17 protein-coding genes, 1 tRNA gene and 1 pseudogene are annotated in these 20,241 nt (G+C 50.2%); 12 read left to right on the top strand and 7 right to left on the bottom strand.

The window, feature by feature from the left end; genetic code table 11:
* Positions 1-2: 2 nt before the first annotated feature.
* Together P0H77_RS03300 and P0H77_RS03295 are read left to right on the top strand one after the other, a co-directional pair.
* The gene (locus tag P0H77_RS03300) at positions 3-908 is read left to right on the top strand and encodes a fimbrial protein (protein WP_276163571.1); all 906 of its coding nucleotides are present in this window, start codon (positions 3-5) and stop codon (positions 906-908) included.
* Positions 895-2,289, top strand: a complete 1,395-nt coding sequence (locus tag P0H77_RS03295) for an EAL domain-containing protein (protein WP_276163570.1) — start codon at positions 895-897, stop codon at positions 2,287-2,289. The genes P0H77_RS03300 and P0H77_RS03295 overlap by 14 nt, the downstream gene beginning before the upstream one ends.
* 97 nt (positions 2,290-2,386) lie before the next feature.
* Here P0H77_RS03295 and P0H77_RS03290 read toward each other — a convergent pair whose 3' ends face one another.
* On the bottom strand, positions 2,387-2,851 hold the full coding sequence (locus tag P0H77_RS03290) for a hypothetical protein (protein ID WP_276163569.1): 465 nt from the start codon (positions 2,849-2,851) through the stop codon (positions 2,387-2,389).
* Positions 2,852-3,227: 376 nt separating this feature from the next.
* Here P0H77_RS03290 and P0H77_RS03285 point away from each other — a divergent pair, with 376 nt between their 5' ends.
* Both P0H77_RS03285 and P0H77_RS03280 read left to right on the top strand, forming a co-directional pair.
* On the top strand, positions 3,228-3,800 hold the full coding sequence (locus tag P0H77_RS03285; protein ID WP_276163568.1) for a phage polarity suppression protein: 573 nt from the start codon (positions 3,228-3,230) through the stop codon (positions 3,798-3,800).
* A 344-nt stretch (positions 3,801-4,144) separates the two neighbouring features.
* Positions 4,145-6,619, top strand: coding sequence for a toll/interleukin-1 receptor domain-containing protein (locus P0H77_RS03280; protein ID WP_276163567.1), 2,475 nt, complete (start codon positions 4,145-4,147; stop codon positions 6,617-6,619).
* 69 nt (positions 6,620-6,688) lie between these two features.
* Here the strand turns inward: P0H77_RS03280 and P0H77_RS03275 are convergent.
* Positions 6,689-7,177: pseudogene (locus P0H77_RS03275) on the bottom strand (site-specific integrase); the annotation flags it as partial.
* A 1,181-nt stretch (positions 7,178-8,358) separates the two neighbouring features.
* On the opposite strand from P0H77_RS03275, the gene P0H77_RS03270 reads away from it, so the two are divergent.
* The 4 genes from P0H77_RS03270 to P0H77_RS03255 all read left to right on the top strand — a co-directional run bounded on the left by P0H77_RS03270 (position 8,359) and on the right by P0H77_RS03255 (position 12,021).
* The gene (locus P0H77_RS03270) at positions 8,359-8,616 is read left to right on the top strand and encodes a hypothetical protein (RefSeq protein WP_276163566.1); all 258 of its coding nucleotides are present in this window, start codon (positions 8,359-8,361) and stop codon (positions 8,614-8,616) included.
* A gap of 786 nt (positions 8,617-9,402) precedes the next feature.
* Positions 9,403-9,663, top strand: a complete 261-nt coding sequence (locus tag P0H77_RS03265) for a type II toxin-antitoxin system HigB family toxin (RefSeq protein ID WP_276163565.1) — start codon at positions 9,403-9,405, stop codon at positions 9,661-9,663.
* Positions 9,663-10,874 carry an ImmA/IrrE family metallo-endopeptidase gene (locus P0H77_RS03260; protein ID WP_276163564.1) on the top strand — a complete coding sequence of 404 codons (1,212 nt, stop codon included), beginning with the start codon at positions 9,663-9,665 and terminating at the stop codon, positions 10,872-10,874. The genes P0H77_RS03265 and P0H77_RS03260 overlap by 1 nt, the downstream gene beginning before the upstream one ends.
* A gap of 16 nt (positions 10,875-10,890) precedes the next feature.
* Positions 10,891-12,021, top strand: a complete 1,131-nt coding sequence (locus tag P0H77_RS03255; RefSeq protein ID WP_276163563.1) for a beta family protein — start codon at positions 10,891-10,893, stop codon at positions 12,019-12,021.
* Between the two features lie 117 nt (positions 12,022-12,138).
* On the opposite strand, the gene P0H77_RS03250 is transcribed toward P0H77_RS03255, so the two are convergent.
* Positions 12,139-12,291, bottom strand: a complete 153-nt coding sequence (locus tag P0H77_RS03250) for a hypothetical protein (protein WP_276163562.1) — start codon at positions 12,289-12,291, stop codon at positions 12,139-12,141.
* A 415-nt stretch (positions 12,292-12,706) separates the two neighbouring features.
* On the opposite strand from P0H77_RS03250, the gene P0H77_RS03245 reads away from it, so the two are divergent.
* Positions 12,707-12,901 (top strand): hypothetical protein, encoded by a 195-nt coding sequence (locus tag P0H77_RS03245; RefSeq protein ID WP_276163561.1) that lies wholly within the window; start codon positions 12,707-12,709, stop codon positions 12,899-12,901.
* A 79-nt stretch (positions 12,902-12,980) separates the two neighbouring features.
* Here the strand turns inward: P0H77_RS03245 and P0H77_RS03240 are convergent.
* A tRNA-Leu gene (locus tag P0H77_RS03240) sits at positions 12,981-13,065 on the bottom strand.
* A gap of 237 nt (positions 13,066-13,302) precedes the next feature.
* Here P0H77_RS03240 and P0H77_RS03235 point away from each other — a divergent pair.
* From P0H77_RS03235 to P0H77_RS03225, 3 genes are all read left to right on the top strand, one after another.
* Positions 13,303-14,316 (top strand): HNH endonuclease domain-containing protein, encoded by a 1,014-nt coding sequence (locus P0H77_RS03235; RefSeq protein ID WP_276163560.1) that lies wholly within the window; start codon positions 13,303-13,305, stop codon positions 14,314-14,316.
* On the top strand, positions 14,316-14,894 hold the full coding sequence (locus tag P0H77_RS03230; RefSeq protein WP_276163559.1) for a class I SAM-dependent methyltransferase: 579 nt from the start codon (positions 14,316-14,318) through the stop codon (positions 14,892-14,894). The genes P0H77_RS03235 and P0H77_RS03230 overlap by 1 nt, the downstream gene beginning before the upstream one ends.
* Before the next feature lie 84 nt (positions 14,895-14,978).
* On the top strand, positions 14,979-15,998 hold the full coding sequence (locus P0H77_RS03225; protein WP_276163558.1) for an NAD(P)-dependent alcohol dehydrogenase: 1,020 nt from the start codon (positions 14,979-14,981) through the stop codon (positions 15,996-15,998).
* Positions 15,999-16,119: 121 nt separating this feature from the next.
* Here the strand turns inward: P0H77_RS03225 and P0H77_RS03220 are convergent, their stop codons facing one another.
* The 3 genes from P0H77_RS03220 to lptF all read right to left on the bottom strand — a co-directional run bounded on the left by P0H77_RS03220 (position 16,120) and on the right by lptF (position 20,050).
* A complete protein-coding gene (locus P0H77_RS03220; protein WP_276163557.1) occupies positions 16,120-17,760 on the bottom strand; it encodes a dihydroxyacetone kinase subunit DhaK in 1,641 nt (546 codons plus the stop codon).
* Between the two features lie 107 nt (positions 17,761-17,867).
* Complete coding sequence (gene lptG, locus P0H77_RS03215; RefSeq protein WP_276163556.1) at positions 17,868-18,950, bottom strand: LPS export ABC transporter permease LptG; 1,083 nt, start codon at positions 18,948-18,950, stop codon at positions 17,868-17,870.
* Positions 18,950-20,050, bottom strand: coding sequence for an LPS export ABC transporter permease LptF (gene lptF, locus P0H77_RS03210; RefSeq protein WP_276163555.1), 1,101 nt, complete (start codon positions 20,048-20,050; stop codon positions 18,950-18,952). The genes lptG and lptF overlap by 1 nt, the downstream gene beginning before the upstream one ends.
* Positions 20,051-20,241: the final 191 nt, after the last annotated feature.

Raw genomic sequence — 20,241 nt, 5'->3', positions numbered from 1 at the left:
CCATGCAAAAACTTATCGCTTTTGTTACCTCGCTACTGCTGCTCGGCTGGTCCGCCAGCGCGTGGTCCTTTGCCTGCCAGACCGCAGCGGGCGTGACTATTCCCATCGGTGGCGGCTCGGCGGACGTGTACGTCACCATGGCCCCCTCCGTCAGCGTGGGGCAGAACCTGGTGGTCGATCTCTCAACGCAGATTTTTTGCCATAACGACTACCCGACCTCGATCACCGACTACGTGACGCTCCAGCGCGGTTCGGCCTACGGCGGCGCGCTAAAAAACTTCACCGGCACCGTTAAATACAACGGCGCGAGCTACCCGTTTCCGACCACCAGCGAGACCGCGCGGGTGATCTATAACTCCAAAACCGACAAGCCGTGGCCGACCGTGCTCTACCTGACGCCGGTCAGCACCGCCGGCGGCGTGGCGATCAGCGCCGGGTCGCTGGTGGCGGTGCTGATCCTCCATCAGACCAACAACAAGGACGCCGACGACTTTCAGTTTATCTGGAACATCTACGCCAGCAACGATGTGGTGGTGCCGACCGGCGGCTGTGACGTCTCCGCCCGCGACGTGACGGTCGACCTGCCGGACTATCCCGCCAGCGCCACCATTCCGCTGACGGTACGCTGCGCGCAGAACCAGAACCTGGGCTACTACCTCTCCGGCAGCACGGTGGATTCTGGCAACTCGATTTTCAGCAACACTGCCGCTGGCCTCGCGGCGCAGGGCGTTGGGGTGCAGATCTCACGCGGCGGTACCATCCTGGCGGCCAACGATACGGTGTCCATGGGCGTGGTCGGCCCCTCGCCGGTAGATCTCGGACTCACCGCCAGCTACGCCCGCACCAGCGGACAGGTCACCGCAGGCAACGTGCAGTCGATCATCGGGGTGACATTTGTCTACCAGTAGCACGATGATCCTCTCCCCCTGCACGCTGGCCGCCGGAGGGCTGGCATGGCTGATGGCGGACGCGCATCCGCAGAGGGTATACCCGCAGGCGAACGAGTTTCCGCCATTGCCCGCCCGCCGGGTGGTGGTGTATCTCCCGGACGATCCCTACTGGCTGCTGATAACCCTGCAACACGCCGCCTCGCTGCTGCGCCAGATGCGCAGACCGATGAGCATGCTGATCCTCAGCCGCCTCCCCGCCAGCTGGCTGTGGCCGACACTGCAAAAACTCACTAAAAACCCGCAGGCGCTGGCCTGCGTCAGGATGAGCAGTTCCGACCTGCCGTGTGCGCAGCTTGCCGCCCTGCTGCGCGGCGGATGCCGGAGCAGTCCGCGACTGGCGTTACAGGCGCAGCGGGAGAGGCAGTCGGGATTTCCTCATCACGAGGGCCTCACCCCCAAAGAGATGCTGGCGCTGGTGGATCTCCTCCATGGCGACAGCATCCGCCAGCAGTCGCAGGCCCGCCAGCGCAGCCATAAAACCCTCTATTGCCAACGGATGTCAGGACTCAGAAAAATGGCCGGACCGTTTCCCTCCCTCACCGCCCACCTGCCGCATGCCCGACAAATGCCGCAGACCGAAACCCCCAGCGCTTTTGAGCGCGAGTTTATGCAGGCGATCCACAGCCGCCAGTGGTATACGGTGTTTCAGCCCATCGTTAATCAACATCTCCGGCTTCAGGGCTTTGAACTGCTCGCCCGCTGGTATCGCGACGGGCACATCCTCACCCCCGGTGAATTTCTGCCGCCGATCCGCTCGCACTACGCCTGGCTGCTGTTAACCGCCTCCACGATCCAGCAGGCCGTGCGGCAGATTAACGCCTGTAAAGGCCGCTACTATTTCTCCGTCAACATCCCGCCCTGCCTGGCCAACCATCACGCCCTCGTACCGATGATGGACGCCGCCCGCCGCCAGCTTCACGATCCCGCATGGACACCCCAACTGGTGCTGGAGTGCGCCGAGACCACCGACCTGCGCCCGGATGAACAACGCGCTACCAGCCTGCTGCGCCTACAGGCGCAGGGTTTTCGCATCATGCTCGACGACTGCTTTTCCCACAGCAGCGTGATATTGCCGGTCAGAACGCTGCGGTTCAGCGACTACAAGCTGGATAAAAGCATCGTCGACGACTGCCAGCACGACGCCCACGCCCGCGCGTTGGTTAAAAGCCTGGTGTATTTCGCTGAACTGACGGGAAGCGGGTGTATTGCTGAAGGGGTGGACAGTGAGAAGAAGCTTGAGATGCTGCGCGGGATGGGAGTGACGGGTTATCAGGGGTATTTTATTTCGTTGCCGGTGACGGAGCGGGAACTGGGTGGGGTGATGGGGAGGTATGGGTGAAAAATGCTTCTACATGTGCCATATACAGGCAAGCAAACTATATGAAAGAGAATACCACTTTAAGCCACTGGCATAGTATACCAGTGGCTCCTCACGGTTAATGCTTCACGGCATCCTCAATAAACTTCACGCCTTCTGGTGTTCGTATCCAGCGCGGCGCTCGTAAGCCATCGCTGAAGAAACACACCAGCTCATACAGTAATCCGGTCAATGTCTTTTCCACCTGAGCTGAAACGCCTCCAGCCAACAGAACTTGAGTCAGTGCATGGCAGTATTCACATAGTAGTTCCGGGTCCGGTGCAAATTCTGGTTGCTGATCCGGCAGCGTATCGGTAGTCAGGCTTTCTTGCAGATGCGGCGGGATGGGATCGTACAGTCCGGGACGCAGTAGATCGAGGCAAGTTGCTAATCGCCCGCAGAACGCCATGCGCAGCGGAGGAGCACTGTTTTCCAGTAGTCCGGTTGCCAGGTGTTCGCAGTGTTCAGCTAATAAAGTGAAATCTGTGTTGGCGCTGAAAGAAGCGGAAAGTGACGGGTGAGTCTGATCGGGGATCGTAGCCATAAGGCAGCCTCCTGTAACGGTGAATTTTTCCGCCACTGGAAATGCCAATTTCACTGGTGGCGGAACCGGACGAGGTTGGCATTATCGGCGTTACAGGAAACCGACGCGTCTTGCGACGCCCCCGCCCGGCCCACCATTGATGTGTAACCGAGCGCACGACACAAAAAAAGACGCAAGCGCGTCATGTGTCGCCTGTAACTGTTTGCAGGATGCCAATCCCGACGCCTGATTTTGCAGACGTGGAGGTACGATACTGCGATTGGGGAATGGGTGCAAGGGGGATGGTTCGAAGGGTTGGAAACCGACATGGTGGTGGATGCGTTTATTGTGATCGACTTCGACAAAACCCGAAAACAATGTTTTTACTAATCCTAGAGTGCATCATGACCACCTGACCCTAAAACAGGCGTATGAAGCCTGTGAAACGAACAAAAACGCCTGGCTGAACAACAAGGCAGCACTGGCCGCCGCTGAACAGGAATGCTGCGAACAGACCACGGCAGACACTAACCACCCCGACGGGTTTTTGCAGGAGCTGCGTGAGATTACCGACATCAAAAAATGGGAAATTAACGGGGCCGCGGGGCGCTACATCCGCTCGCACGAGGCGGTGCAGCATATCAGCATCCGCGACCGGCTGGATGAGTTCATGCAGCAGCACGGCGACACGCTGGCGTCCATTTTCGCCCCCGAACTGATGGCCGTGGCGGGACAGACCGGCACCGTAAAGGACCGTGCCGTCGACCGGTCAGTGATTTATCTGCGTGAGGCACTTTCTCTCTGGCTTGCGGGCGGAAAAAAACCGGCTTACTGCGAACAGGATGCCGCGATTTTAACGGCCATCGGACTGAGGCCTGACGCGGCCTCGCGAACCGACAGTCAGGAAAGATACACCCCGGCGCAGCCCATGATTCATGCCCGCCGCCGGGCTGAATTAACTGCACAGTAGCCCGTCAAAAAAAACCGAAAAATCCCGCCATTTTTGCCGAAAAAAGTCATGCATTCACAGGGGGCATGATTTTGCATGCAAATCCCCGTATTTTTCATCTCCCGCCACGCCAGCACCGGCGCGGCCTGCGCCGTTTCATACACCTGCATTTAAAACGCCCCCTTAAGCGGGCAGGCGTGGCGGGGAGAGCATTGCGCGCAACCTCTGAGCACGTTTAGTGTTAGATGTCACAGCAGCATATTAACTCAATAATAATCGTTGAGGTTTCAAATAAATTGTTATAGATCTTAATCTGAATTATCTGCTCATCCTTAGCTAACGAATAATTTCCAAGGGGTATTAAAATGATAAAGGCATTTTTATCGCACTCAAGTAAAGATAAGGAACTTTATGTGCGTAATGTCGCTAATTGGCTTGGCAAGGAAAACATAATATATGATGAATTTACTTTTGAGGAAGGAGAAAGAACACTAGACCAAATTATGGAGGGCTTAGGAGAGTCAGAGTTATTTGTTCTTTTTATTTCCAACAGCGCACTTGAGTCCGAATGGGTCAAAAAGGAAATAACTGAGTCAAAAAAACTACTCGATGAAGGTAAAATTTTAAAAATTTTCCCCATAATAATTGACAACAATATAAATCATGAAGACCAAAGAATACCTGATTGGTTAAGAAAAGACTATAATCTTCAACCCATCACACGCGCAAGAACTGCAGCCTCAAGAATTAAGAACCATCTATACAAAATTTCTTGGCAAAAACACCCCAAACTTGAAAAAATAAGCTCATTATTTGTAGGAAGAAACGATAAGCTAGAAGAATTTGAAGAGAGAATTAACGATTACACTAAAAAGAAACCAACTGTTATCTTCGCGTCTGGTTTAATAGGTGTAGGAAGAAGGTCATTCTTATCTAAAGCGTTAATAAAATGTAACATCCAAAAAAACCAAATCACACCTTATGCTATATATTTAGACAGAAATGAGTCAATTGAGGATTTTATTCTAAAACTTAACGATTTAGGTATTACCGATCTTAAAGAAAGTGCTCTATCACTTTCAGAAAAAACCATCAAGGAAAAGCAAAAAATAATATCCAACATATTAAATGAAGCTTACAAAGCTAAAGAAACAATATTTTTCCTAGATGATGGGTGTGTAATAAATTATAAGCGAGAATTAACACCTTGGTTTAAAATGATAATTGAAGAGTATAATGATATCAATTTCCCCGTATTATGTATCGCCTCAAGATACAGGGTCAACTTTGCTAACAGGCCTCGTGATGATAGATTTTATTTCATTGAATTACCCGAGCTTAATGTAAAAGAAAGAAGACGTCTATTATCACAACTATTAGAAATTGAAAATATTGATGATCTAGACCCATCCAACTTTAGCAGCGTCTGCGACTTACTTACTGGTTTGCCAGAACAAGTAAGATTTGCTATTGAGCTGATAAAGGATAAAAACATAATACCATTTGAGAATAAACTTCCTATACTGTCAGATTTTAATAATGATAAAGCATCAATACAGCTACAAAGGTATGCCCACAACGAAACGGTTTTAGACTTTATAAGACTCCTCGCTCAATTTGAGGTAATAACATTAGACTTTATTTTTTCAATCGTTGATAAGGATAAATATCTACCTGTCCTTGAAGCTTTAATTGCAGAAAGCATTTGCGAATTAGTGGGTTCTGATGGTGAAATGATCAGATTAAATGATATCGTAAGAGATTATATAAAAAGAAACAGACTTAAGATTAATGATGAGCATAATAAAAAACTTAACTTAGTTGTTAAAGAGATAGTAAACAATGAAGATTTAACAGAAGCAAACTCATCTGTATATATTTTTACTATAAAAGAAATGCTCAAATCAGATGAGTATATTGATCCTAAACATCTTATTCCTTCACATTATTTAAGATGTATGAAAGATTTATATAATGCAAAAGGTTCATTAGAAAAAGTAATATCATTAGCCGACACAATTTTACAAAAAGAAAAGAACATGGATAATGGTGTTGTACAAGATATAAGATACTATCTATGTCTTGCTTTAGCAAAAAAATCCGATTCTAGGCTTTTAACTGAAGTTCAAAAAATTCGCGGTGATGAACATAAATTTTTATTGGGTTTTTATTACAGAAAATGCGGAAGACTTTCTGATGCACTTTCTCAGTTTGAAAGCATAATCAATGCTCCATATGTTGAGTCTCGAGCTAAACGAGAATTGGTTCAGGTTTATACACAATTAGAAGAATATGATAAAGCATTAAGTTATGCTAAAAAGAACTATGAAGAAAATAAAAGCAATCAATTCCACTGTCAAGCCTATTTTAATTGTCTCATAAATTCTCAGCATAGGGTAGAGTCAGATAATATCGTTTTAAAAGATATTATCACTACCTTAATCAACATTGATTCAGAGCAATCAAATGAAATGGCAAAAATAGCTGATGCAATGTATTCAGCTAAAATTGAAAATGATGTAGTGAAGTCAATCACCATAATAAATGACTGCATAGCAACATATCCTGAAAGTCCTTATCCATTACTCGCTAAGTGTGATGTTGGATTAAAATTCAAGTCTATACAGACACTAGAGGAAGCCTTATCCTCATTAGATAAAATGAAAAGGCGAAAAGTTGTGTCTGAACGAACACTTACAACCTATCAGGCTTATTTAATGGCTTTAAATGGTGCTGAAAATAGTGCAAATCAGATAATATCCAATGATATTAAAAAATATCCTCAGGAAGCAAGGGAGAGAATTTTAAAAAGGATAAAGGAATATGCTGGTAAAAATTAATTAAAAATATAACACGATGGAGGAAATTAAATTTTTCTTCATCGCAATCATGAATAAATTAATATCAAGTCATAATTGTTTTTTTGCAAAATCAAACGGAGTTGTATACATAATCTTATTATGATCTATATAATCTGCCCACCACTGCACCATTAAACGACGTTCATCCAAATGTTCAGAAGTATGGATATAAGCTGCACGCACATTATTACGCTCTGAGTGACTCAATTGACGCTCAATAGCATCATCACTCCACAAACCCGACTCCCCTAATGCACCACGAGCCATCGTCCAAAACCCATGCCCGCAGACCTCGGTTTTCGTGTCATATCCCATCGCACGCAACACGCTGTTTACTGTGTTTTCACTCATAACCTTAGTTGCGTCATGATCACCCGGAAAAAGCAGATCTTTGTCACCACTAATCTGCTTTAACTGGTCTAACAAAATAATCTCCTGCCGACTAAGCGGAACGATATGCTCCTCTTTCATCTTCATGCCACGGTACGAATAACGCACACCCTTAATTTCTTCTCGTTTTGCAGGCACAAGCCAGAGAAAAAAGATGTTTCTTCTTTAATATGATTAAGGTACAAATTTTGTACATGATTTGATTTTAGATTTTGTTCTTGATTTCGCTTGTTTACTGATTAGTGTACAAACTTTGCAAAAACTCATGAACAAATTTTGCTAACGCCTGTTCCAAAGTCGTGTGCTTTCTCAAAATAAATAGTCTGCTAATAATGATTAAATACAATTAAATAGCCCAAAACCTGCGCTATTCGCCCCGTCCCGGTTACTCTCTGCGTGCGGGTGTGGTGAAGTATCGACCATATCTATAGTGTAGAGTGCGTAATAGTAAAGCCTGCGACCCGCGCCCGCCATGACTTCGACAAATTTGTCTGCCGATATCGTGGCTCGCCTGTTCATCGCTGTGCTAAACCTGATTCACTCACAACACCCATTTCGCTGAAAAAAATTCCTTCATCAAAAACCAGAGAAGTTGAGAATCGCGCAGCTTTCAGCACGATTTTCAGGTTAATGGGACGCGTTCTGGAGGTCGCTTTAATTGTGATCACTGTGATCCAAGTCGTAAGGGAAAGCGTCGTGTTGCGCTTCTGGTAAAGCGCAGGAGGCTAGCCGGATGGTGGGAGGGATTACGCCGGAAATATTGTCGGATGAGGCAAAGACCAAGGTCGGGAAACGGGACACATCGCCCTTCATATTGGTGGGAAATTGAGCTAGGCTGGAGGGAAGAAGATCGAAGCGCCGAAGGTGAAGACTTATAGTCTCCACTTTCTAAGTGATTGAAAAAAGGCGGTTAAGCCTGTAAGCGCCGTCTGATGGTCTTTCTATTCACGATTTATGCAGAATCAGGCAATGTTTATGCAGTTCGTTGGGCTAATGCTCGGTACTCGGGCGAGACTCGATGTCTCAGCCACTAAGATATTTCCAAATTACCGTTGACTTTTTCTGACAGGCGCGATCCTTCATAAGACAGATCAGACGGTGAGCCAACAGATATTTCCCAGCCAGCCAGCTTACGGCATGACCCCACATTGGTGATTCTCCCCGGCGGGCGAGTAGGTGTTTGCATGAACATCCCTTCTGTACAACCTGCGCTCATTTGTTGATTATTTTGTGCGACATGTAAATTAAAGCACTTTATATCCATCTGTTTTTTATCGAAAATATTTCAATAGAAGGATTAGCAGCCGCCCGACGGCAAGGAGAAAGGCATGGGTAACGCAATGGTCGCGTTGAAAACCGCCGACGAAGTGAAGAAGGTCAGCGCGGAGCTAGCAAAGAACAAAAAGACGAACCTGTTTCGCTGCCTCTGCGCGATGCAATTTGAAAGTGCTCTCCGCTTCGGGGATGCCGTCAAATTGACGTGGGATCAGTTCGCGGAGTGCAAAACGCATTTGATCATCAAGCAAGAGAAGACGGGGAAACTTCACAAAGTTGCTATTACCGCGGCTATGCGCTCCATAGTCTAGGCTCGCCGGGAAGAAGTAGCAGACCTCCCAAAATTTGGTGACAAATATTCAACCTGTCCGACCTGAGGTCGAAGGGCCAGCAAGTTTCACACAATGCGGTTTTGACTGAATACGGGAAATACGGATGCCGTGCAGGTTTCCAGGAAGTGGGGAGCCACACACCACGCAAGAGCAAAGGCCGCATCCTCTTTGATAACGGCGCACCGCTTGAACACATCACAAAGCTGCTGGGATAAGCCAACCCGGCTTCAACGCTCTTTTACATCGGGTTCACGCAAGAGTCTGCGGACACGCTATTAGATGAGTTTTCTCTCGGGGAGGGATGGTAACGATGAAAAAAACGCATAATATCAGTTTTAACTTTGTTGGCCCTGCTGGCATGTCAGCCAATGGCGGCACACGCAGGCCGCATCACGATGCAGTTAACCGAACAGGAGGAGACCGAAAGCGGTAAAATGCTGTGCCGGTATGAAAATTCCATTTACTCATTCAGCTATGTGACGCGGAGCAAGCATTGCCCAAGCGTGAAAACCTTCGATACAGCGGATTCAGATTGATGAAGCATGTAGAAAAATCAATCGATTGATGGTTGATTTGCTGGTTTGATCAGTATCAGACGTTACAATCCCTAAAAGCTAAAATGGCTATTTTGTTGATTGAATTCATGAAAATAATTACTGTAACGGGATAAAATATAATCACTAAAATTTCTTGCGTTCCATTTTTGGGAACAAGTTGACACAGCAAATAGAGAACACTATGATGTTCCCATATTAGGAACAAATTATGAGATTGTGCGGAAGAAATCATCTGGATGAGTTAAAGAAAACCACACCAGCCTGCATTGTTTGGATCAATGCATGGGCAGCAGAGTTAGATTCAGTGGTTTGGAAATCAGGCCATGATGTTATGAACCAGTTTCCAAGCGCCTCCAGTGTGGATGGACGCTCTTTCATATTCAAAGTTGATGGTAGCAACATCGCTGTTGAAACCATCATTGATTTCAACATGTTACTGGTGCTTATTACCTCAATAAAGGTAATGTAATGGATATTAAAGTAATAAAAACAGAGCAACAGCATCAGGAGTATTTGAAGGAAATTCACTCCTTAATGTTGGAAATGCCCCCTATTCATTCCAAGGCGCATGAAGATTTGGAGTTGTTAATAACTATCGTTGAAGCATATGAGAACTCCAAGTATCCAATCGAACTTCCAGATCCTATCAATGCCATTCTTTTCAGAATGCATGAGAAAGGTCTAAAGCAGATCGATCTTGTACCCTATTTGGGAACAAGGAGCAGAGTTTCGGAAATACTTGCACGCAAAAGACCTTTGACTGTGTCGATGATCAAAGCACTTTCTATTGGGCTGGGCATTTCCACAGATACGTTAGTTGGGATAAATGCAGATAATGAGCATTTTTCTGATGATCACATTGACTGGTCTAAATTTCCAGTTAAGGAAATGATAAACAGAGATTGGCTCCCAGATATAGTTGATAGAACGAAGAAAAATACCGAAGAAATTATAAAGAACTTCATTGATCAAGTGGGTTGGCAGGCGAGTAGCAGTGTTTCGTTCAAACGGACGCTTTCTGGCGATGCTTATTCACCTGCAACAAAGTATGCGCTGTTTGCATGGGTCAGCAGAGTGGTGCAACAAGCACGTAAACGCAAAAATGCCTTAGGTATTTTCAATCCAGGTGTCTTATCGGCCAGCTTTATGCGTGATCTTGCTCAATTAAGTTGGTTCGAAAAAGGCCCTTTATTAGCAATTGAGTTCCTTGAAAAACATGGCATTGCGATAGTGATTGAGCCATGTCTAAAGGGAACAAGGATTGATGGAGCAGCGCTAAAAGACGTTGACGGGTTGCCGATTATTGGTTTGAGCTTACGATATGATCGTTTAGATAACTTTTGGTTTACTTTGTTACATGAAGTTGCCCACATATGGAAACACATTGATTCTAATGAAATTTTCTTGGATGACATGGACTCTAATACAGATGATAGACAGGAGTCAGAAGCAAATCGGCTTGCCAGGGAAGCATTTATACCCAGGTCAACATGGAAGCGAAGCCAGGCTTATTCATCCCCATCTAAAGAGACTATTGATAGCCTCTCTAGAGAGCTAAAAATTACACCTGCGATTATTGCAGGTCGGATACGGCGTGAAAGCGGAAATTATAGAATTTTCAATGATCTGATTGGTCAAGGTGAAGTAAAAGCACTATTGGTTCCGGCCTTCGATAACTAAACGCAGGAGAGTTATTATGTACCCTATATATGTACCTATTCTCAAAGCAAAAAAAGGTGAATTCACCGCTTTAAAAAAACTGAAGGCTGCATACTCTGAAAAAATAGCACCATTTTTCGAGATTCCTATTTTAGTAAGAAAACAAAAAGAGCCAAAATGGCTCGTGGAATCAACACAGCCTATAACGGATCACCTGCAAAGGACGGCAAAAAAACTCGTTTCCTCATGTCAATCTAATGCCTTTTTCTTTGACATCACGCAATGGAAAGCCGATAGTTATATTGAAACTGGTGAGCATGTACTGAGCTATCTTCACAGAGAATTATCCAAAAGCGGTGCGATTATTCACCCTGTAGTGGGATTCGATAGATGGGATATTTTAGATTACCAAATAGCATTGAAAAACTTAAATATCCCTGATGGGACTAACTATTGCATTAGAATTGATTCATCTTCGATTATCGATGATTCTTACGATGTTGATTATTTCACCGGTACTCTTGAAAAAATCATGGAGGATCTTAGGTTATCAAGCAAAGAAGTTATGATAATGCTTGACTTTGATGACATTACAAACAAATCGATTGAATCATTAAATGATCATGTTAAGCATGTTTTAAATATCCTTTCCGATTATGAATTTTCGTGCGTTATTATTTCAGGCGGTTCCTTCCCCGCATTCATAAATAAAGCGGTTAAAGATGAGAATTCATCAGATTATGTAACGAGACGGGAGATTCACGTCTGGAAATCTTTCATTGATGATTCAATGTTACCACTAATTTTTTCTGATTATGGTATCAGAAACCCTAAAGCAAAAGATGACATTATAGCCCCTAATGCAAATGGTAAAATCCGGTATACCATTGGAGACAAATTCTTTGTTGTTCGCGGCTACGCTAAAAATAAAGACGAAGAATACAAGCAACTTCATGGTTTATCTGAAATTTTAGTAAAATCCCCACACTATTTAGGCCCAGAGTTTAGTTGGGGTGATGAATGCATTCTGGCATGTAGTAAAAAAGAGATATTGGGTGGTAACACTGAATGGGTTAGTCATGACACAAACCACCATATAAGTTATGTGGTTGAAGAAATTGCTGAGTTCAATAGAGTTAGAGCAGCTAAAAAAACAGCAGCCATATAACAAACAAAATCACGCTCATTAATTTGGGCGTGATTCTTTATTAGTCTTAAAGGCCTCAGGAGCGATGGTGTAGATATCTATCGCCACTATAATCGATCTCTTTATGATTAGCTGAACTCAGATAAATGTCCGGACCTCCGCGACCATTTTCAACTCAGCCTCTTCTGCCTTCTTCTGTTCGAGCCATGCTTTGCCCTCTGGTGTCGCCAGAAACTTACGAGCGTGGATTTTACGGTTGTTGCGTTTGATTGCTGCTGCATTCTTCGCCATGATTGCCTCCAGATCGGCCCGTCGCTGGGCCGCAAAGGTAGGCTACAGAAAAGCACGGTGATAGATCCAGATGCCAAAATACCCTACCAAATGGTGCCGAAAGCAATAGGTGACCATTACGTGCCGTGTTGGGCACATAAGGAAAGGCGGAGCGAAGCGACATCCGCAGTTAGCCCTTGTCCCTTCACAGGGAGTAACGAGCCATATGTGCTCCCCTCGCATGAATGATGACGCTTTGTCGTGGCTTCTTATCAGGTAGCCGTTGTGATCCGGTGGCTGAAACCGTGGCAGCGCCAGCCTCTTTCCCGAGCTGGTTAGTCTTCCCAACATTACGCCTGTTTATTCGCTGCAACGTCATCTCGACGTGTTGCATTATGGAGCGCCGCACGAAGCGCGAGCCACATTGACAAGGGTTATGGGAAAAGGATTAGAGACGCTGGCGGCGTCTTCCGGCTTCAAAGGAAAAGCGCAACGGATAGACCAGCGACATAAAATTAAGCCGTCAGTGCTGACCGTTCACGTTTTGTACTGGGTTGAGCCTGGAAACTACCTGCCGCTGCGTGATAACATCCCAAAAGCCACTACCAAACACAGCGGCAATCGTTGGTGACATTATTCAAGCAAAAAACACAGGCAAGAAAGGCAGAGTTATTTAATTAACTCTTTGTTTCTAAGAAATTTTCCTTGATTGGTGCCGAAGGCCGGACTCGAACCGGCACGTATTTCTACGGTTGATTTTGAATCAACTGCGTCTACCGATTTCGCCACTCCGGCACGGAAGGGGATGCAGATAGCGGGATGCATTATACCTGTTGTACTCCCTCACGCAAGCACTCCCCTGCTCACCCACAACTAAACGCCGAAAAAATCAACACTTTGCCCTCGGGCACAATTCTGGAACCTTCCTCGTAAAATTCTGCAACGTGATGTAAGTCGTTTACATTTATCGGTGTTTATTATCTGATCCTGTTAGTGGTTCATGTAATCCATTCATCCATATCAGGGCAGAACATGCATTTTTATCGGGTCGAGCCGACGCTGGAGAACTACTGGCGCGGGATTATTCTGTTTGGCAAAAACGTGGCGTCGTATAAGTTCGCGCTGGCGCACGCGCTGTATGACGTGCAGCGCGACGGCAGCGATCTGATTCGGCTGGAAGATCTGGCGGTGCCGTTCAGCGAGCATCTGTGTCGTCATCTGAAGGAGGCACCAAAGCAGATCACCTCGCAAAAAAGCCAGTTTTTGGCGGCGTGCGCCCAGTATAACGCTGGGGAGATCGACCGCGATGCGCTGACGGCTATGACCGTGCGCCTCGGTTTTAATAATGTGATTGATGCCTTCCACAATGTGAATCAGGGTGAGATCGACAAACGCTTTTTTATGGACGAGCGCAAAACGCATAAGGGCATCCGCCTGACGGACAATTTTTATCGTCTGGGCGAGCGGTTGCAGTATCAGAACCTGATCCATGAAACCGATGCGCGCTGGAAGCTGGTTGAGCAGGGATGGGCGATGGGCGTGTCGCGAAATTTGATTGCGGTGGAGTATGACCCGCAGGAGCAGATGCTGTTCAGCACCATCAACACGCGCCGGACGGCGGTTACCAGCTGTCGTGATAGCCTCAATGGTTATCAGAAAGGCCGCTGTTTTTACTGCGACGCGCCGATTATGCTTGCCAGCGGCGATGTAGATTTGGCGGATGTCGATCACTTTATCCCGTGGAGCGCGAGGGAGGATATTCCCAATATCAACGGCGTCTGGAATCTGGTGCTGGCCTGTAAAAGCTGCAATCGCGGCGAGCGGGGCAAGTTCGCGCGTCTGCCTTCGCAGCGGTTGCTGAAACGCCTGCGCGATCGTAATGAGTATTTTATTACCAGCCATCTGCCGCTGCGGGAGACGCTGATCCGCCAGACCGGGAAGACGACGCAGGCGCGGGATGACTTTTTAGGCAGAAACTGGAACACTGCCCGTCTTCGTCTGTTTCACGAGTGGGAACCCGCTGCCTTCGGGCAGGATCTGTTCTGATGACGCTTAAATATTACCAGCAGCACGCCGATCGCTTTTTTACCTCTACCGTCTCGGTGGATATGTCCTCGCTGTATCAACCCTTTGTGGCGGCGCTGCCTGATGGCGCAACGGTGCTGGATGCCGGGTGCGGTTCCGGGCGCGACAGCAAGGCGTTTGCCGGGATGGGTTATCGCGTGGAGGCGTTCGATGCGTCTGCGCAGATGGTCGCGCTGGCGACGGTGTTTACCGGGCTGGACGTGCAGGAGAAGCGCTTTGATCAACTGGAGGCGGTGGCGCGCTATGACGGGATCTGGTGCTGTGCGTCGCTGCTTCACGTCAGTCAGGCGGAGTTGCCGGAGGTGATGCAGCGGCTGGCGCGGGCGCTGAAGCCGGACGGCGTCTGGTATGTGTCGTTTAAGTACGGCGACGGCGAGCGGGTTCAGGAGGGGCGGCATTTTACCGATTTGAATGAAGCGGCGCTGGAACGGCTGGTGGCTTTGCTTGAGGGGATAACCATCGCGTCGACCTGGCAGACGGTGGATAAACGTCCGGATCGTCATGAAACCTGGCTGAACGCGCTGTTGCGTAAAATCTGATACTTCCCCCATGCCCTCTTCAGCCAAGCGCCCCCTCTTCCCATGCTCTACACTTCCCATTCAACACCACACGAGGGGTAAACCATGTCCACAATTAAAAGCTATGCCGCAAAAGAAGCCGGGAGCGATCTGGAACTGTACGAGTACGACGCGGGTGAACTAAAGGCGCAGGACGTTGAGGTGCAGGTGGATTACTGCGGGATCTGCCACTCGGATTTGTCGATGATCGATAACGAGTGGGGAATGTCGCAGTATCCGCTGGTGGCCGGTCATGAGGTGATTGGTCGGGTGGTGGCGCTCGGCAGCGATGCGCAGGACAAGGGCCTGAAAGTAGGTCAGCGCGTGGGGATCGGCTGGACGGCGCGTAGCTGCGGGCACTGCGATGCCTGTATCAGTGGCAATCAGATTAACTGTCTGGAAGGCGCGGTGCCGACCATTTTAAACCGGGGCGGTTTTGCCGATAAGCTGCGCGCGGACTGGCAGTGGGTTATTCCCCTGCCGGAGAGTATTGATATTGAGTCGGCGGGTCCGCTGCTGTGCGGCGGGATCACCGTGTTTAAGCCGCTGCTGATGCATCATGTGACGGCCACCAGCCGCGTCGGGGTAATTGGGATTGGCGGGCTGGGACATATCGCCATTAAGCTGCTGCATGCGATGGGCTGTGAGGTGACGGCGTTCAGTTCTAATCCGGCGAAAGAGCAGGAAGTACTGAAAATGGGCGCGGATAAGGTGGTGAACAGCCGCGATCCGGAGGCGCTGAAGGCGCTGGCGGGTCAGTTCGATCTGATTATTAATACCGTGAACGTCGATCTGGACTGGCAGCCGTATTTTGAAGCGCTGGCGTATGGCGGTAATTTCCACACGGTGGGCGCGGTGCTGAAGCCGCTGCCGGTACCGGCGTTTACCCTGATTGGCGGGGACCGCAGTATCTCGGGGTCGGCGACGGGTACGCCGTATGAGCTGCGTAAGCTGATGAAGTTTGCCGGTCGGGCGAAGGTTGCGCCGACGACCGAGGAGTTCCCGATGTCGCAGATTAACGAGGCGTTGCAGCACGTGCGCGAGGGAAAAGCCCGATATCGCGTGGTGTTGAAGGCGGATTTTTAAGGGCAAGGTTCCGGCTTTGGGCGCGTAACTGCCGGGCGGCGCTTTGCTTGCACCGGCCTACAGCCAGGAGTGGTTGAGCGAGCGTGAGTAACTGGCCGGGGTAAATGCCCCGGCCTTTTTATTAACCTTTTACCAGCGCGGCGAAGACGTCGGCGACCGCGACGGCACCGGGGTCGGTGACGCCGTCGAGGTTCTGACTGTTAACGTAGGATGAGCGTCCTGCGCCTGCCTTCTGCATGGTTGCGGTGTTGTCAGCGCCCTGCTGCGCGGCTTTGGCGGCGGCCTGAATATCGCCTTTGCGCAGCGCGTCCAGCGCCGGTTGCAGGGCGTCGATCAGCGTTCGGTCGCCCAAATCCGCCCCACCGTAATGCTTCATCTGCTTCAGTCCGGTGAGCAATGCCTCCGGTAGCGCGGTACCATCCTGTACTGCCTGCCCGGCGGCGGTGAAGAAGATCGACATCAGTACGCCGCTGGAGCCGCCCATCACCGTGGCCAGCCGCTCGCCGACCAGTTGCAGAAGCTGGGCGGGGTTGTTGAGCGGCAGTTTGCCCTGCTCCAGCAACTGCGCGATGTCGCGCGCGCCTTCGGCGAAGGTTGAGCCGGTATCGCCGTCGCCCACTTTAGCATCCAGCGCGTTAAGGCGGTTCTCAAGGTCGATCAGCGTTCGGGTGACGGTGGCAACGATCTGTTTTACCCGCGGGTTGTCCGACGGTTCGGTCTCTACGCTGTCATGAATTTTGGTATGCGGCGCGGTTTTTAACGGCGCGAAGGCCACCGGATTTTGCCAGCCGACGGTCTCGACGCTGGCGTTGAGCGCCTGCTCAACGCGCTCGTTAAGACGCAGCAGCGAGAGCGAAAAGCCTTTCATGTCCAGCGAGCTGACCAGCGGCGCGGGGCCGATCAGATATGCAATCCGATCTTTTAACGCCGAGTGCGCCAGCTCTTTGGTGAGCAGCGCCATCTCCAGCGCCGAGACGCCACCGAGGTTGTTTATCAGGACGGCAAAGCGGCCCTCGCCCGCCTGTTCACGCAGCGGAGCGACAAGCGCGTCGATGATGGCTTTGCTGTTATGCGTGTCGAGGGTGGACGCGCCCGGCTCGCCGTGAATGCCCAGTCCCAGCTCGGCCTGGCCTGCCGCAATGCGGCCTTCTTCATCTTCGCTGCCCGGCAGGTTGCAGGTCTGCATTGCCACGCCAAGGCTGTACAGGTTATCGCAGGTCTCCTGCGCGATGTCGCGCACTTCGTTCAGGCTTTTGCCCTGTTCAGCGGCGTAGCCAGCGATTTTATGCACCAGCGCCGTTCCGGCAATGCCGCGCGGCTGTTTATTGTCCGGCAGGGCGATGTCGTCGGCGACGATCACCATCTCGACCTTCAGGCCGTGGCGTTTGGCTTTCTCGGCGGCGAGGCCAAAGTTAAGGCGGTCGCCGGTGTAGTTTTTGACAATCAGCAGGCAGCCACGATCGCCGGTGACGGCGACGATGGCGTTCAGAACCGCATCGACGCTCGGCGAGGCGAAGAGGTCGCCGCAGACGGCGGCGGTGAGCATTCCTTTACCGACAAACCCGGCGTGAGCAGGTTCATGGCCGGAGCCGCCGCCGGAGATCACCGCCACGCGGCTTTTATCCCAGTCGGCACGGGCGACGACGCGGATCGCCGGGTCAATGTCGAGGCGAACAAGGTTGGCGTGAGGAGCGGAGAGAACAATCCCTTCGATGGCGTCGTTGACCAGCTGTTTGCGGTCGTTAAAAAAGAATCTGGACATAATTTCCCTGAAATAAGTGGAACACAGGGAAAGCATAGTTCGCGCAGCGGGATAAACCGAGAAAAGCGGAAAATCCCTTCACCCGCGAGCGGATGAAGGGAGAGGCGTCAGGCCCGTTTCATCATCAACAGCAGACTGATGACGAAGAACAGCGCGCTGGGCAGCAGTGCGCCGAGGATCGGCGGAACGTTATAGAGCGGCGTTAACGGCCCAAATACCTGGTCCAGCACGTAGAAGAGAAAACCGAAGCTGATACCGGTGACAACGCGCATTCCCATCGGCACGCTACGTAGCGGGCCAAAGATAAACGACAGCGCCATCAGCATCATGACCGCCACCGACAGCGGCTGGAAGATCTTACTCCACATCTTAATCTCATAGCGTTTCGCATCCTGTCCGCTGGACTGCAGATAGTGGCTGTAGCTATAGAGACCGCTGATGGAAAGCGCGTCTGGCTCCAGCGCCACCACGCCCAGTTTGTCCGGCGTGAGGTTGGTTTTCCAGGTGCTGCTGACGGTCTGGGTGCCGGTGATCTGCTTCGGATCTTTCAGATTGGATTCATCGACCTGCGACAGATTCCACTGGCCGCGGTCTTTGTCGAATTTCGCCGAGGCGGCGTAGCGCACCGACTGCAGGCGACGCTGGTCGTTGAAGGCGTAAATGCTCACGCCGCCCAGTTCATCGTCACCTTTAATGCGTTCGATATAGACAAAGTCGTTGCCGTCTTTCGCCCATAAACCCTGCTGCGTTGACAGCAGCGAACCGCCGTACATCGCCTGCGCGCGGTAATTACGCGCCATCTGCTCGCCCTGCGGGGCAACCCATTCGCCGATAGCCATGGTCAGCAGTACCAGCGGGATAGCGGTTTTCATTACCGACAGCGCCACCTGGAGCCGGGTGAAGCCGGAAGCCTGCATCACCACCAGCTCGCTGCGCTGCGCCAGCATCCCCAGCCCCAGCAACGCGCCAAGCAGCGCCGCCATCGGGAAGAAGATCTGGATGTCTTTGGGCACGCTGAGGATGGTAAACATCCCCGCGCCCAGCGCGTCATAGCTCCCCTGCCCGGCTTTTTTCAGCTGGTCGACAAACTTGATGATGCCCGAGAGCGACACCAGCATGAATAACGTCATCATGATGGTGTTAAAAATGGTCTTACCGATATAGCGGTCAAGTACGCCAAATGCCTGCATTATACCGCTCCTTTACGCGTGAAACCGGCACGCAGACGGCGCATCGGCACCGTATCCCACAGGTTCAGGGCAACGGCACCCGCAAAGTAAAGCAGGTTCACCGCCCACATCCAGATCATCGGGTCCAGCTTGCCTTTGCTGCCGTTGGATTTTAGCGAGGTCTGTAACAGGAAGAAAATCAGATACAGCAGCATTGCTGGCAGCATCGACAGCACACGCCCCTGACGCGGATTGACCACGCTGAGCGGGACTACCATCAGCGCCATGATGAATACGGTCGCCACCAGGGTGAGACGCCAGTGCAGTTCAGCGCGCGCCCGATCGGTGTCGGTGTTCCACAGGGTACGCATATTCATCTGATCGGTATCATCAGGATCAAGCGTCACCGCCTGGTGTCCGATAATCGCCTGGTAGTTCTGGAAATCGATAATACGGAAGTCGCGCAGCATCGCGGTGCCTTCGAAGCGGGTACCTTTGTTTAAGGTCACGCTCTGGGAGCCGTCTTTATGCTGAGCCATCTGGCCCGAGTCCGCGACCACGACAGAAGGACGCGCGTTGCCTTTTGGCCGCAGCTGGGCGAGGAATACGTCGTGGAAACTGCTGCCGCTGACGCTCTCAATAAACAGCACCGAGTTGCCATCGGTGGCCTGCTGGAACTGGCCCTGCGCCAGCGCCGCCATGCCGGGGTTGGCTTTGGCGTCGGCGAGCACTTCATCCTGATGACGGGAGGACCACGGCCCCGCCCACATCACGTTGACCGCCGCAACAATGGCGGTGAACAGCGCCAGGATCATGGCTGCTTTCACCAGTACGGCTTTACTGAGGCCGCAGGCGTGCATCACCGTAATTTCACTTTCGGTATAAAGTTTGCCCAGCGTCATCAACAGCCCGAGGAACAGGCTGAGCGGCAGGATAAGCTGCGCCATTTCAGGCACGCCCAGTCCCAACAGTGAGAGCACCAGGTTTGTTGGGATTTCGCCGTCAACCGCCGCGCCCAGAATTCGTACCAGTTTCTGACAGAAGAAGATCAGAAGCAGGATGAAAAGGATCGCCAGCTGGCTTTTGAGCGTCTCCCGCACCAGATATCTTATGATTATCACTTTAAATACGCCTGTAAAAACCCGTCTTTTTGCTGGAAAATCGCTTGTTTCATGGCTTAAACGTCATTTATGCTCTTGAGTCGTTGAAAACATCGCTAAGATAGTTTTACTTAGCAGTATGGTCGCTTCAGAAACGCTCTGAGGTGTTTAAACCGTCACAGTAAGATTATCACGAAGTCACCGCAACAGCG

Source organism: Superficieibacter sp. HKU1 (assembly GCF_029319185.1).
Taxonomy (GTDB): domain Bacteria; phylum Pseudomonadota; class Gammaproteobacteria; order Enterobacterales; family Enterobacteriaceae; genus Superficieibacter.
This window is presented reverse-complemented; position numbering and strand designations above follow the sequence as displayed.

Coding starts and splice junctions, on each gene's coding strand:
- P0H77_RS03280 (WP_276163567.1), top strand. CDS start 4,145: ATGATAAAGGCATTTTTATCGCACTCAAGTAAAGATAAGGAACTTTAT.
- P0H77_RS03300 (WP_276163571.1), top strand. CDS start 3: ATGCAAAAACTTATCGCTTTTGTTACCTCGCTACTGCTGCTCGGCTGG.
- P0H77_RS03255 (WP_276163563.1), top strand. CDS start 10,891: ATGTACCCTATATATGTACCTATTCTCAAAGCAAAAAAAGGTGAATTC.
- P0H77_RS03290 (WP_276163569.1), bottom strand. CDS start 2,851: ATGGCTACGATCCCCGATCAGACTCACCCGTCACTTTCCGCTTCTTTC.
- P0H77_RS03225 (WP_276163558.1), top strand. CDS start 14,979: ATGTCCACAATTAAAAGCTATGCCGCAAAAGAAGCCGGGAGCGATCTG.
- P0H77_RS03250 (WP_276163562.1), bottom strand. CDS start 12,291: ATGGCGAAGAATGCAGCAGCAATCAAACGCAACAACCGTAAAATCCAC.
- P0H77_RS03260 (WP_276163564.1), top strand. CDS start 9,663: ATGGATATTAAAGTAATAAAAACAGAGCAACAGCATCAGGAGTATTTG.
- P0H77_RS03270 (WP_276163566.1), top strand. CDS start 8,359: ATGGGTAACGCAATGGTCGCGTTGAAAACCGCCGACGAAGTGAAGAAG.
- P0H77_RS03230 (WP_276163559.1), top strand. CDS start 14,316: ATGACGCTTAAATATTACCAGCAGCACGCCGATCGCTTTTTTACCTCT.
- P0H77_RS03220 (WP_276163557.1), bottom strand. CDS start 17,760: ATGTCCAGATTCTTTTTTAACGACCGCAAACAGCTGGTCAACGACGCC.
- P0H77_RS03245 (WP_276163561.1), top strand. CDS start 12,707: ATGGGAAAAGGATTAGAGACGCTGGCGGCGTCTTCCGGCTTCAAAGGA.
- P0H77_RS03265 (WP_276163565.1), top strand. CDS start 9,403: ATGAGATTGTGCGGAAGAAATCATCTGGATGAGTTAAAGAAAACCACA.
- P0H77_RS03235 (WP_276163560.1), top strand. CDS start 13,303: ATGCATTTTTATCGGGTCGAGCCGACGCTGGAGAACTACTGGCGCGGG.
- lptG (WP_276163556.1), bottom strand. CDS start 18,950: ATGCAGGCATTTGGCGTACTTGACCGCTATATCGGTAAGACCATTTTT.